Raw genomic sequence first — 13804 nt, forward strand, 5'->3', positions numbered from 1 at the left:
TGGCAAAACCATCCGGTATTTTGTACTTGCCCTGCCCGAATTCTGAACAGGGTAAATGACACTACTCTAAATTGCCCACATGGGTGCGTTGCGTGGTTCGATGGCCGAAGGGATTCTTCCAGATAACGTCCAGCGCAATATAGTGCACGTAGGAGGGCGAGGTAGTGCCTAGTCGATTGGCCATATAGCCCACATCAAAAATGAAAGGCAACGACTTAGGCGCCAGCGAATAGTACCCCACAAAGCGGCTTTCATGGTAGGCAAGGCCCGTCCACTGGCTGGGAGCAGACAGCTTACTGGCCGAAAATAGCTGTTCGGAGCTGATGATGAGGCGATGTACTTTAGCCGCGTCCAGATTGAGGGTCAGTTGCAACCGCACGCGGGAGCGGAGTTGAAAAGACTCGGCTTCCCTGGTGAAAGTAGGGGTATAGAATTTCCGAAACTCCTGCCGGAACGTGGGTACAAACTTGAAGCGGGCATTTTCCAGCACGTACGAAAAGCGGCCGTATGCTCTGAACTCCTGCTCAAAAGCCGGATCCTCATGCTCGTATGGGTAGCGGTCGGCGTACTCGTCTTGGCGACGGTAGCTCACGGCAAAGGAGCTTTGCCAGTGCTTGTGCAAGCGGTAGTAAAACTCCTGGTTCAACACCAGGATAGACGACTTATCCAGCGGATTATAATCCGTCGGGTTGCTCTTGCGGCCTACCCCGAGGTAGGTCATGGATTGCCATTTCTTGAGTGAATCGAGGTCTTGCCGAATACCTACTGCCAGCCACTCGGCAGTATGCGCCTGACCCAAGCCCGGCGGACTAATCTGGGCGAATGTTGGGGTACTTATACTACAGACAACAACAATAAAAAGAATCTTTTTTACCTGCATTGCTCCTCATTAGCGTGCAGTCGTGCGGCCTCGTCGGCCATGCACGACAGAAACAGAAGTGCGCCATGCTGTTTTTGTATGAGCAGGCTAGAAATCTGCTTGCATAAATGTGGTTTAAAACATGTCATTCAATACTATAAACCCCTGATTCTTGCAGCTTATACTCCCTGCCTTTACAACGAACGGCTAACACAACTCCTGCAAACTGACGCAGGGGACTCTGAAGGATACATGAAGACAAGGTTACTTTTTCATGAAAAAGCGCCTGATACGCCTGCTTTTTAGTAGGCGTATCAGGCGCTTGAACTGACAAGTAAACCGCAGTCCGGAGTGCTGTCTACGGGAATTTGGGGTATTTCGAGAAGTCGGGCTGACGCTTTTCCAAGAAGGCGTTCTTGCCTTCTTTGGCTTCCTCGGAGAGGTAGTAAAGCAACGTAGCATTACCAGCCAGTTCCTGAATACCGGCCTGACCATCTAGCTCAGCATTGAACGACGACTTGAGCATACGCAGCGCCAGCGGGCTCTTTTGCAGAATCTTGCGGCACCACTGTACCGTTGTTTCTTCCAGCTTATCCAACGGCACTACCTTGTTCACAAGACCCATGTCGAGGGCTTCCTGGGCATCGTACTGGTCGCAGAGAAACCAGATTTCGCGCGCCTTCTTCTGCCCCACGATACGAGCGAGGTAGGAAGCTCCGAAGCCGCCATCGAAGGAGCCTACCTTAGGGCCGGTCTGCCCGAAGCGGGCGTTGTCGGCAGCAATGGTCAGGTCGCACACCACGTGCAACACGTGCCCACCGCCAATGGCCCAACCGGCCACCATGGCAATAACGGGCTTGGGAATGGAGCGAATCTGCTTTTGCAGGTCCAGCACGTTCAGGCGGGGCACGGTGTCGTCGCCCACGTAGCCGCCGTGGCCCCGTACGCTCTGGTCGCCGCCCGAACAGAAGGCCTTGCCGCCCTCACCGGTGAGAATAATCACGCCCAAATCGGTGCGGTTGCGGCAGATGTCCATGGCCTCGATCATCTCCTGCACCGTGAGTGGCGTGAAGGCGTTGTGCACCTGTGGGCGGTTGATGGAGATTTTGGCGATGCCCTCACATTCAGAGAAAAGTATTTCCTGAAATTCTTTAATGGGTTTCCAGTCGAGTTGTTCAGCCATACAAGTGGGTGTTGGTCAGTTAAAGTAAAGCAGGAACGTCATGCCTCATCTGGCGTCTGCTTGTCGAAGCATGACGTTCTTTTAGTAAAAAATAGACTACGCAAAAGCCGCTTTCACAGTGTTGCGGTAGTGTTCAAAAAAGGCGGCGTTGGTCTGACTGTCGGTGGTGATTTCCAGCAGGGCCGCGCCGCCTTCCGCTGCAAAGAAAACGGGTAAAGCCGATTCGAGTTCTGCGAAAGATGAAACCGCGAAGTAGCGCAGCCCAAAATCACGCGCCGTATTCTCGGCTCGCAACGGCTGGCGCGTCTCGAAGAACTCCTCCAACTCGGGCTGCTGGCGTGGCCCATCAATGAGCCGGAAAATGCCGCCGGCGTGATTGTTCAACAGCACCACGCGCAGATTGGGGGTAGGGTAGTTGTGCCAAAAGGCGTTGCGGTCGTAGAAAAACGCCACGTCGCCGGTGAGCAGCACTACCGGCCGCTCTGGTTGGGCCAGCGCTGCGCCCACCGCCGTGCTGGTGCACCCATCAATACCACTAGTGCCGCGGTTGGCAAACACCTCCACCGCCCTACCTTTGGGTAAGCCGATGATGTTGGCATAACGCACGGCCATACTATTGGCGAGGTGTAGGGCGGTATATTCGGGTAGGGAGTGTAGGGCCTTGTGAATAGCCGCGAATTCGTTGAACGGCTGGTTGGGTTGCTGGAAGAACGTGTCCAAAAAGTCCGTTGCCTGAGCATTGGCACGTTGCCAAGCCGCTGTGTAAAAAGCTGAGGGTGCCTCGGTTTCGATAGCAGCAGAAATAGGTACTACGGCAGGTGGAGCCACACGAGTAGCGTCGGCCGGAAACGGCGGACGCATAGCCGTTGTGCCAAGAATCGAACTTGGATCAACGGCTTCAGAGACTCCTATACTATCTGTGCTATCAATTGCAGTCAAAGCAGCAAAGAAGTCGGCTGGCTCTACGCGGATTATCTGGGTGAGCGCGCGATAGGTATCAGCCACTTCGCCTGCCGCTTGTATGTGCCAGTGCTGCGCAATTGGCGTATTGCGCAGGTATAATTTCAGCGCCTTGGAAATCAACGACTGCCCGAAGGTAATTAGTAGGGTAGGCCGTAGCGATTCTCTCAGCGTCTGATTTTGTGCAGCCAGAAATACATCTTGCTGACCTATTGCCGAGGGTAGGTTGGCAATGGTGTCGCCTACAACAGGCACATCAAACGCTATGGAAAACTGGTGTAGTGCTTGTTGCAATGCAGGTTCCCACGGGTGCTGCCCGGCTACCACCAACACACGTGCGGCGTTGCGGATGGTGTCGCGTAGAGCGGCCGCCTGGCTTGGCAATAACACCGGCGCACTCATCTCTTCTCGAATCACCTTCACCGGCCCAAACGTCAATTCCTCGCCTGCTTTTGGGTAAAAAGGCTCCCGTAGCGGCACATTTACCTGTACTGGTCCGGCGGGTGCTCGTTGCGCCAAGTTGATGGCCTCATTTACAATGCGCGCCGCGTGCCACTCTGCATCGGGGTGTGAGGTATCGACGGGTAGGGTGAACGAGCCCTTGGCGTGGGCACCGTACAAATCCGTCTGCCGGATAGTCTGGCCATCGAGCTGGTCGATCCACTCCGGGGGACGGTCGGCGGTGAACACCACCAGTGGAATCTGTTGAAAATACGCCTCCGCCACAGCTGGCGCGTAGTTCAGCCCCGCCGTGCCGGACGTGCACACCAGCGCCACCGCCCGCCGCTGCGCCTGCGCAATGCCCAACCCGATAAACGCGGCAGCCCGTTCATCAGGCACCGTACGCACCTGCACGCCGGGGTGACGGGCAAAAGCAATGGTCAGCGGCGCGCACCGCGAGCCGGGCGACAACACCGCGTCGGTAATGCCCAATTGCGCGCAAATTTCGGGGATGTTGTGGATGACTTGGAGGGACATGAATAGCGAATACGTAATTGAGTTGATACAAAACCCATTGTCATCCTGAGCTTGCGAAGGACCTTATGTCCGCAGAACGATTGATGTAACAACTAACAACGACTCGTTCTGCGGGCATAAGATCCTTCGCAAGCTCAGGATGACAGAGGGAAAGATGCATTGTCCTACTCCAAAACCGCCCCAATCGTCTGGAATTTTAACTCCGTTTCCTGCCACTCGCGGGTAGGGTCGGAGTCGGCGGTGAGGCCGGTGCCGGCATAGAGAATGGCTTCGTTGGGGCGCAGCTGCAAGCAGCGTAGGTTCACAAACAAGCGTGAGGAGCCGGTTTCAGGCAGGTTCACCGGGCCAAGGAAACCGGCGTAGTAGGCGCGGTCGTAGCCTTCGTGGCGGCGCAGGAACTCCAGGGCCGGCTGCTTGGGCATACCCGCAACGGCGGGGGTAGGATGTAGCAGGCGCAGCATGTCGGTGCCCAGGTTAGGGAAGGGTACTTGGTTGAGCTGCACGGCAAAATCGGTGCGTAGGTGCAGCAAATTGCCGGCCGCGGCCACGCGAGGGCCGCGCTCATCGTACTCACGCAGGCGCAACTGCTTGAAGCAGTTGACGATGTAGCGAGCTACCATGGCGTGTTCTTCCATCTCCTTCGCCGTCCACAACGAGGCCGCGGGCGCTACCCCCGGCTGGGCCAGCTGAGTGCCGGCCAGGGCCATCGTCCGAAACACAGAGTCTTCGGTAATTTCGGCCAGCACCTCGGGCGTAGCGCCCAGCCAAGTGCCTACCCCCGGCGCACTCACCAACGACACGAAGGCATTAGGATAGCGCTGCTGCAAGTCCTGAAACGCTGCTAGCGCATCAAACCCCACCGGTAGCGGCCGCCGCACCGCCCGGCTCGATACCACTTTTTGTACCTTACCCTGCTCAATGGCCGCCACACCAGCAGCTACAAACAACTCATAATCAGCCTGCGAAGAGGCTTTGGGAATAGGCTGCGGGCTCATATGCCACGGCAACGGGGCCGTGGGGGGTAGAGCCGCAAAGCGCTGCCGCAACTCCGGCAACCGAACCGCCGCCGCCGCACTCACCTGAATCTTATCAGGGGTAGCCAGATCGAAAAACAAGTCGGCGGGTAGGAACAGCGGCGGGTTGTGGTCGGAATCCCAGAACGGAAAGAAGGCAAAACCAGCGGGTGCAGTTGGCTCCAGCACCGGTGGTAGGCCCGTGAGGGCAGTATCGGCCTTCAGGGTAAGGCACAACCGGGCATGGGCAGCACCGGGCAGGCGCCACAGCGCCACCGGTCTACCTGAGGTAAGGGCCAGGGCCACCAACTGCCGCAGCCGCATCGCCGTCGGCAGCTCCGGGTTCCAGGCAAGTTGCTGCATGTTTTTGCTGTATTAAAGGTCAATCGGCTGTCATCCTGAGCTTGCGAAGGACCTTATTACGCTAGAACAACCATCGCACCAATGACTCGTTCAACCGGCATAAGGTCCTTCGCAAGCGGACGCTATATTAAGGATGACAAACTGAACACTTACTTCTTAGGTAAATCAATCACCGCCATCGTAATGCGACTAATGCACACCAGTGCGCCGGTTTCTTCGTGGGTGATGCGAATTTCCCAAACCTGCGTAGTGCGGCCCACGTGCACGGCGGTGGCGCGGCCTATCACGTAGCCGTCGCGCACGCCTTTGATGTGGTTAGCGTTGATTTCTAAACCCACGCAGGCTTTTTGGGTCCTATCTACCTGCAACACGGCGCCGATGCTACCCAGCGTTTCGGCCAGAGCCACGGAGGCGCCGCCGTGCAGCAGGCCCATGGGCTGGTGCGTGCGGTGGTCTACGGGCATACGGCCCACCAAATACCGGTCGCCTACCTCAGTCAGCTCAATACCAAGATGTTCGCCGAGCGTATTGCGGCTCCAGGCGTTTAGCTCAGCCAGATCAACAGGAGAATTCGTCATAGAATGATAACAGCACAGCGCGGATTTCGGCCCTGAAATCCGTACTTTGGGGAGAATTCAGCAAAGCTAGCGGGAAAGTGAGCGTCAAAAAAATCTACCTGATCCGGCACGGCCAGACCGATTTGAACGTGCGCGGCATCGTGCAAGGCAGCGGCGTCGACTCCAGCCTGAACGAGGTAGGGCGGCGGCAGGCGGCGCAGTTTTTCGCGGCCTACGGCCACGTGCCTTTTGCGAAAGTATACACCTCTGTGCTGCAGCGCACTCACCAGTCGGTGCAGGCATTTCTGGACCTGGGCCTACCCCACGAGCAGCACGCGGGCCTCAACGAAATCAGTTGGGGTGCGCGCGAAGGCACCCGCATCACGGCCGAGGAAGACGAGGAATACCACCACGTATTGCAGCAGTGGCGCTTGGGCAATACCAGCATCCCGATGATAGGCGGCGAAAGCCCCGACGATGTAGCCGCCCGCCAGCGCCCGGTTATCGACCTGATTCTGTCGCGCCCCGAGGAAGAAACCGTGCTGGTGTGCATGCACGGCCGCGCCATGCGCGTACTGCTCTGCCAGCTGCTGGGCTACCCTCTCAGTTGTATGGATGCCTTTGAGCACCACAACCTGTGCCTGTATCTGCTGGATTATACCGGCTCTATGTTCACGGCCCGCAATTTCATGGACATTGCGCACTTAGCGTAAGCAATAACCGTAGAACGTCATTCCGAGCTGGTCGAGGAATGACGTTCTACGGTATAGGCGTAATCCTTAGATTGCGCCCCGCAACACAATCTATTACTTGCCTGCCCGGAAATTCGGGCTAAATTTGGCGTTCCAACCCAAGCACAAAAAGCAGATGGCTGAAATCATCAAAATGCCTAAAATGAGCGACACCATGACGGAAGGCGTCATTGCCGCGTGGCTCAAGAAGGTAGGCGATACAGTGAAGTCCGGCGACGTCCTGGCCGAAGTCGAAACCGATAAGGCCACGATGGAGCTGGAAAACTACGACGACGGTACTCTCCTCTATATAGGTCCGAAAGAAGGCGAAAGCGTGCCCGTTGACGGCGTGCTGGCCATTATCGGCAAAGAAGGCGAAGATATTTCGGGTCTGCTGAACGGCGAATCCGGCGGAAGCGCTCCGGCTGCTGAGGCTGCCCCGGCTCCTGCTGCCGAAGCTCCGAAAGAAGAACCCAAACCAGCGCCGGCTCCCGAAGCCGCCAAGCCCGCTGCTCCGTCGGCCCCCGCCGGCAACGGCAAAAAGGCAACCGTAATTCGGATGCCGAAGATGAGCGACACCATGACCGAGGGCACCATTGCCGCCTGGCTGAAGAAGGTAGGCGACAAGGTGAAATCGGGTGATGTGCTGGCCGAAGTGGAAACCGACAAGGCGACCATGGAGCTGGATAACTACGAAGATGGCACCTTGCTGTACATCGGTCCGAAGGAAGGCGAAGCCATTCCGGTGGATGGTGTGCTGGCCGTTATCGGTGAGGAAGGCGCTGATGTAGAAGCTCTTATCAGTGGTAAATCGGGTGGGGAAGCTGAATCAGTGCAGCCCGCTTCGGATGTAAAATCCGAAGGCCCAGCCGGTGCTAACGCTGCGCCTACCCCCGAGGTACCGCAAACGGCTAACGCCAACGGTGGCCGCATCTTTGCCTCGCCGCTGGCTAAGAACATTGCCAAAGACAAAGGCATCGACCTGAGCCAGGTGAAGGGTAGCGGCGACAACGGCCGCATTATCCAGCGCGATGTAGAAAACTTCCAGCCTAGTGCCGCCGCGCAACCCGCTGCTGCTCCGGCTGCTCAACCTGCTGCTGCACCCCAGGCTACTCCAGCCGCTGCGCCCGCTGCCGAGGCTCCCAAAGCTGCACCGGCTCCCGCACCAGCCCCCGCTGCTGCCGAAGGCACCTACACCGACACGCCCGTGTCGCAGATGCGTAAGGTGATTGCCCGTCGCCTGTCGGAGAGCCTGTTCACGGCTCCGCATTTCTATCTGACGATGGAAATCCTGATGGACAAGGCGATGGAAACCCGCGTGAAGCTCAACGAGCTGTCGCCGGTGAAGCTGTCCTTCAACGACATGGTGATTAAGGCTTGCGCCGTAGCGCTCAAGCAACACCCGGTTATCAACTCCTCGTGGTTAGGCGACAAAATCCGCCAGAATAAGGTAGTGAACATCGGAGTGGCCGTGGCCGTGGACGAAGGCCTGCTGGTGCCCGTAGTGCGCAACGCCGACGGCAAAGGCATGTCGCAGATTGCTACTGAGGTGAAGGAACTGGCCGGCAAAGCCAAGAGCAAGAAGCTGCAACCCGCCGAGTGGGAGGGTAGCACCTTCACCATCTCCAACCTGGGTATGTTCGGTATCGACGAGTTTACGGCCATCATCAACCCGCCGGATGCTTGCATCCTGGCTGTGGGCGGCATCAAGCAAACCGCCGTGGTGAAGGATGGCGAGCTGGTTATCGGCAACGTGATGAAAGTGACGCTGAGCTGTGACCACCGCGTGGTAGACGGCGCAGCCGGCGCGGCCTTCCTGCAAACGGTGAAGAGCCTGCTGGAAGATCCCCTGCGGATGCTAATATAAGTGTAACCACCCTGCTGTCATCCTGAGCGGAGCGAAGGACCTTCTCACGATAAAACGAATTGTCAGATAGTAATTATCTAAAGACAGGTCGTTCTATCGTGAGAAGATCCTTCGCTCCGCTCAGGATGACAGCGTTTTAACTAGTTCCTAAATGACCAAGATAAGATCAACTACCGTCCTGGGCGTACGCCACAATGGCCAGATTGCCATTGGCGCCGACGGCCAGGCTACCATGGACAAGCACGTGGCAAAGAATAACGTGCGCAAAATCCGCAAGCTGCAAGGCGGCAAAATCGTGACGGGATTTGCTGGCTCCACGGCCGATGCCTTTTCCCTGCTCGATAAGTTTGAGGAGAAGCTGGAAGGCTATGGCGGCAACCTGAAGCGCGCCGCCATTGAGCTGGCCAAAGACTGGCGCAAAGACCAGTACCTACGCAAGCTGGAAGCCATGATGATTGTGGTAGACAAGGACGAGCTGCTCATCATTGCCGGCTCCGGCGACGTGCTGGAGCCCGACAACGACGTGGCCGCTATCGGTTCCGGTTCTATGTTTGCCCAGGCCGCCGCGCTGGCCCTCAAGAAGCACGCGCCCCACCTCACGGCCCGCCAGATGGTAGAGGAAGCCCTACACATCGCCGCCGACATCTGCATCTACACCAACCACAACCTCATTATCGAGGAGCCTAGTTGATTAAGCTAGTAGCTAATGGCTGTTGGCTGTTGGCTGTTAGCTTTCGTACAGTATATACTGTCGGTTTGCTTTTCAAAAATGTTTCAAAGGCTAATAGCCATCAGCTAATAGCTAACAGCTTAAAAAAAATGAACGTAACCAACTTCCTCAAGCACCACTACCGCCACTTCAACGCTGCCGCGCTCATTGATGCGGCCGAAGGCTACAACAAGCACATTGCCGAGGGCGGTAAAATGATGATAACCCTGGCCGGCGCTATGAGCACCGCCGAAATGGGTATTCAGTTGGCCGAGCTGATTCGGCAGGATAAAGTGCAGATTATCAGCTGCACCGGCGCCAACCTGGAAGAAGACATTTTCAACCTGGTAGCACACGACTTCTACGAGCGCGTGCCTAACTACCGCGACCTGACGCCCGCCGATGAGCACGAGCTACTGAAGCGCCACATGAACCGCGTGACTGATACCTGCATCCCCGAGGAAGAAGCCATGCGCCGCATAGAGAATACGGTACTGAAGTTCTGGGAAAAGGCCGACCAAGCTGGTGAGGCGTACTTCCCGCACGAGTTCTTCTACCAGATTTTGAAGTCGGGTGAGCTGGAACAATACTACCAGATCGACCCCAAAGACTCCTGGATGCTGGCCGCTGCCGAGAAAAACCTGCCCATCATCTGCCCCGGTTGGGAAGACTCTACCCTGGGCAACATCTACGCTGGTCACGTTATCTCAGGCGATATCAAGAACGTGCACACCATGAAGACGGGTATTCAGTACATGATTTACCTGGCCGATTGGTACACGGAGCAAGCCAAAGACGACAGCACCGTAGGCTTCTTCCAGATTGGCGGCGGCATTGCCGGCGACTTCCCCATCTGCGTGGTACCCATGCTGCACCAGGATTTGGGCCGCCACGGAGTACCGCTGTGGGGCTACTTCTGCCAGATTTCGGACTCCACGACTTCCTACGGTTCCTACTCTGGCGCCGTACCGAACGAGAAAATCACTTGGGGCAAGCTGGGCCAGGACACGCCCAAGTTCATCATCGAATCGGACGCAACGATTGTAGCTCCGTTGATATTTGCGATGGTGTTAGGGCAATAAGTCTAGTTGTTACTACTACAGAAACGCCCGCCGCTGAATCCTCAGCGGCGGGCGTTTCTGTAGGTGGATGAAGAGATACGCATGCTATTCAACTTCTGATGAGTTCGACTAGCATACAACTTCAGAATGTATTCTCAAAGTTAAATATCTCTGATAATATAACTTTATTAATATAAATGGCATGGATTTAGCCTATACATCATCTTATAAATAACATAAGCTAGAATATCGATATAGCATTTTCATGCTGAGACTGTTGTGTTTACTGTTGCTATATACAGCCCATGTTTATTCGGCTGTTGCACAAGAGAAACCTTATTTACCTTACTATTCCAACGATACAGCCCGGGCTTACAAACTAGCAGTGCTACACCGTAGTGCGGTAAAAGCACATCTTACAGTGCCAAAAAGCGGCCCGAAGGAATACCGCGAACATTATCAAAAGGTAGTACAAGAAGCAGCCGAGGACGTATTCAATTCCATTCGCTATTCGGCTTTACTTGATTCGGAGCTGGAGCCGTACGTGCAGCAGGTATTTAACCGCATCGTGCAGGCTAACTCGCAGTTGCCTATTTCCGCAAAGCTAATACTCACCCGAAACCCCGAGCCCAACGCACATGCCGTAGGCAATGGTACCGTGATGCTGAACGTTGGCCTGCTACCTCGACTGGAGAACGAAGATCAACTAGCCTTCATTTTATGTCATGAGTTAGCTCACGTAGCGTGTCGGCATATGGAGAGTAGCATGCAGGAGCAGCTTACTACCCTACACAGCCAAGAGGTGAAGCGAGAGTTTCGTCGCATTATCAACTCAGAGTATAACATTAGCTCTAAAATCAAAGCACTGGCATTAGGCTTTTCTCTCAACAACAACTATCACAGTCGTCGCCACGAGAAGCAGGCAGATTCGCTCGGGTACGTGCTGCTAACCCATACTGGCTACGATGCCACGCAAGCCTACCGGGCATTGCAGCTTTTGGATACCATTGACGAGCCCGAAACAACGGCGCCATTAGCGCTATCAGCCTACTTTGGCTGCACTGCTTTCCCCAAATTGTTTGAGGCCGCTCCCACGAAGCCACAGTCCATCTTTACGGTGAAGGCATCGGAGAAAACAGTCTTGCAAACAACGGATACTCTTAAGTCGCACCCCGATTGTGCAAAACGGATGCGTTTCATGTCAATACTGGCGCAAGGCCGGGTAGCTGAAGGGCCGCAGCCTGTTAGCTCGCCGGTATTTGCACGTATTCGCCAAATTAGTCGGCTGGAGGTTGTGCAGAGCTGGTTTGACTACGACTGCTACGACCACGCCCTGTTCGAAGCATTGCAACTCCTACCTCAGCAGCCGCAGAACACTTACCTACGCTCGGTAGTGGTGCTAAGCTTATACGCCTTGCGGCAGCATTTGCAGTATCATACTTATACCGAAGTGGTATCCAATAGATCAGAGCAGAATCCTGCCAGCTTCAATAGGCTGCTGCTGAGCTTGTATAACCTCCGGCTAGAAGATTTTAGAGGCATAAGTGCCTGCTTCGCAGAGAAGACCAGTTTGGATGCAACTGTTCCCGCCGACGAATACGACCTGGCCGCTCGCTATGCGGCTCGTGCGCTGACTACTGAAACGACAGCGGCAGCGGCTCTCAAAGTGCAGTACCAAAAGCAATATGCAGGAGGCAAATTCGATAAGCTGCTGTTTTCGGCGCAGCCACCGAAGACAGCAGCCGCGCATCGCTGATAACTTTTACTCTTCCACTTTTTTCACAACAGCTTATTCCTCACTTCTTACCCTTTGTTTTATGTTATGTATTAAACGGGCGGCTCTAACTGCCTGCTTTGCGCTGGCAACGGCAGCCACTTTTGCGCAGACCAAAACGCTTGATGGCATCGAGAACATGACCCGCTCGGCGTTGTCACCAATTTATGCTGGCAATGAAGTGAAAGGGTATCTGATGTTTGGTCGGGGTGATAAAGCCGACCGAAAAACCGATAATTATGTACTCGACTTCTATGATCAGGACTTAGGCAAAGTATCTAACATCACAATTCAAAAGCCTGCCAACCGATTTACGCTGCTAAAAAATAGCTTCAACGGTACAGCCTTCGCCTTCTACTTCTGCAATCTGAAGGACGAAACGGTGGAAATTGAAACTTACGATACCAGCCTGAAAAAGCTAGGAAGCAAGGTAATCGAGGACTTGTCGAAAGTCGACAAGATGATCATTCAAAACCAGATGAAGCAGGGCGGAGAAACCAGCAGCGTATCGGGTAAAATGGATCTGTTTCCGGTGCCTGGTCATGGGTTTGTGCGCAACAGCTACACTGGTATGGCGAAAGGCTACGCCCTTGTGATGTACGACGATAATGCCAAGGCAAAATGGCGCTTGGCCTCCGATGAAAAGTCGAAACTCTACGAGATGGTCAGCCTCACGGAAGCAACTGATAAATACATTCTGGGCATTATGATGCGGAGAGATGGCATGTTATCGAAGCAAGTAAGCTCCTCCATGATAGCCATTAATGCAGCTACCGGAAAGAAAGTGCTGGATGTGCCGGTAGAAACAAGCAAAACCGAACAGCTTTCGCTTAGCTCGTTTACCTTCGACGCGGAGAAGCGTGAGTTTATAGCCGTTGGTGAATATTATAAGCTTGATGATAAGCCTTTTGTAAATAAAAGTCAGGGCTTTTTTATCAAACGCTTCTCCGAAGCGGGCAAAGCAGTGAGTACTAAAAACTACGGTTGGCAAAAAGAGGTAATGGCCCTTATGCCCGCCGAAGCAAAGGCCAGCCTGGAAGATAACTACGTGAACTACACCCAATCCATTGTGAAGGGGGCCAACGGCAAGATGTACATCGTGGCCGAACAGTTCAAGATTGTGGGCGACGGAATGGGTATTGCACTGCGGGCTATGGGTGGTAAGGTTAGCGTTTCGAAAGGAAAAATCGGTAATATGTTGGTTTTCGAACTCGATTCGGAGGCAAAGCTTTCAAAGGTTAAGTTTTATCAGAAAGACCCATCTAATGCTACCCTTCCTCCCGGTTCTGGTCTAATGAGCGCCGGTTTGCTAGGGCACGTCATCAAGTCGCAGGGTGATTTTGACTACCAGTTTATGCAGCGCAACGACGCTAGTACGCAGTTCAACGTGGTATACATCAACTTTGACAAGGAGAAAGGAGAAGATACCAAGCGCGTTATCGGCAACATTGCTTTCGGCGACGATGGGCAGTATTTGGAAGATAAGATCAATATGGTCAGTGCGGCTAACTACTCCTACCTGTATCCGGCCAAGCCTGGCTACGTGATGATAGCCGATTACTACAAAAAGAAAAATCAGCTAGGTATGAAACTGGTAAAGCTTAATATCTGATACCGCTACTCCTTTAAAAAGAAACCCCGGCCTGAGTCGGGGTTTCTTTTTGAAATTAAAAGGCCTAAAGCAACTAACAGTTTGTAGTGAGGTGTAATGCTCCATTCTGCAGTAAGCACAAAACAGCTGGAAACACT

The 13804-nt window shown here is 54.5% G+C and carries 11 protein-coding genes; 6 read left to right on the plus strand and 5 right to left on the minus strand.

Translation table 11 applies throughout. The annotated features are described in order from the left end of the window. Positions 1-61 precede the first annotated feature (61 nt). From F1C16_RS04425 to F1C16_RS04445, 5 genes are all read right to left on the minus strand, one after another. The gene (locus tag F1C16_RS04425) at positions 62-799 is read right to left on the minus strand and encodes a DUF2490 domain-containing protein (RefSeq protein ID WP_258049027.1); all 738 of its coding nucleotides are present in this window, start codon (positions 797-799) and stop codon (positions 62-64) included. 418 nt (positions 800-1217) lie between these two features. Next, complete coding sequence (gene menB, locus F1C16_RS04430; RefSeq protein ID WP_185283153.1) at positions 1218-2042, minus strand: 1,4-dihydroxy-2-naphthoyl-CoA synthase; 825 nt, start codon at positions 2040-2042, stop codon at positions 1218-1220. A gap of 96 nt (positions 2043-2138) precedes the next feature. Then, positions 2139-3980 (minus strand): 2-succinyl-5-enolpyruvyl-6-hydroxy-3-cyclohexene-1-carboxylic-acid synthase, encoded by a 1842-nt coding sequence (menD, locus tag F1C16_RS04435; RefSeq protein ID WP_185283154.1) that lies wholly within the window; start codon positions 3978-3980, stop codon positions 2139-2141. Between the two features lie 164 nt (positions 3981-4144). Continuing rightward, positions 4145-5356, minus strand: coding sequence for a chorismate-binding protein (locus tag F1C16_RS04440; RefSeq protein WP_185283155.1), 1212 nt, complete (start codon positions 5354-5356; stop codon positions 4145-4147). A gap of 149 nt (positions 5357-5505) precedes the next feature. Then, a complete protein-coding gene (locus F1C16_RS04445) occupies positions 5506-5934 on the minus strand; it encodes a hotdog fold thioesterase (RefSeq protein ID WP_185283156.1) in 429 nt (142 codons plus the stop codon). Between the two features lie 77 nt (positions 5935-6011). Here F1C16_RS04445 and F1C16_RS04450 point away from each other — a divergent pair, with 77 nt between their 5' ends. The 6 genes from F1C16_RS04450 to F1C16_RS04475 all read left to right on the plus strand — a co-directional run bounded on the left by F1C16_RS04450 (position 6012) and on the right by F1C16_RS04475 (position 13667). Continuing rightward, on the plus strand, positions 6012-6626 hold the full coding sequence (locus tag F1C16_RS04450; protein WP_185283157.1) for a histidine phosphatase family protein: 615 nt from the start codon (positions 6012-6014) through the stop codon (positions 6624-6626). 154 nt (positions 6627-6780) lie between these two features. Further along, positions 6781-8511, plus strand: a complete 1731-nt coding sequence (locus F1C16_RS04455; protein ID WP_185283158.1) for a pyruvate dehydrogenase complex dihydrolipoamide acetyltransferase — start codon at positions 6781-6783, stop codon at positions 8509-8511. A gap of 151 nt (positions 8512-8662) precedes the next feature. Then, the gene (gene hslV, locus F1C16_RS04460; RefSeq protein ID WP_185283159.1) at positions 8663-9202 is read left to right on the plus strand and encodes an ATP-dependent protease subunit HslV; all 540 of its coding nucleotides are present in this window, start codon (positions 8663-8665) and stop codon (positions 9200-9202) included. Positions 9203-9330: 128 nt separating this feature from the next. Continuing rightward, positions 9331-10302: a deoxyhypusine synthase family protein gene (locus F1C16_RS04465; protein WP_185283161.1), complete on the plus strand. Its 972-nt coding sequence runs from the start codon at positions 9331-9333 to the stop codon at positions 10300-10302. A 400-nt stretch (positions 10303-10702) separates the two neighbouring features. Next, complete coding sequence (locus F1C16_RS04470) at positions 10703-12037, plus strand: M48 family metallopeptidase (RefSeq protein ID WP_185283162.1); 1335 nt, start codon at positions 10703-10705, stop codon at positions 12035-12037. Between the two features lie 61 nt (positions 12038-12098). Beyond that, on the plus strand, positions 12099-13667 hold the full coding sequence (locus F1C16_RS04475) for a DUF6770 family protein (protein ID WP_185283163.1): 1569 nt from the start codon (positions 12099-12101) through the stop codon (positions 13665-13667). Positions 13668-13804 lie beyond the last annotated feature (137 nt).

The organism is Hymenobacter sp. NBH84 (assembly GCF_014217645.1).
In the GTDB taxonomy this organism is placed as follows: Bacteria; Bacteroidota; Bacteroidia; order Cytophagales; family Hymenobacteraceae; genus Hymenobacter; species Hymenobacter profundi.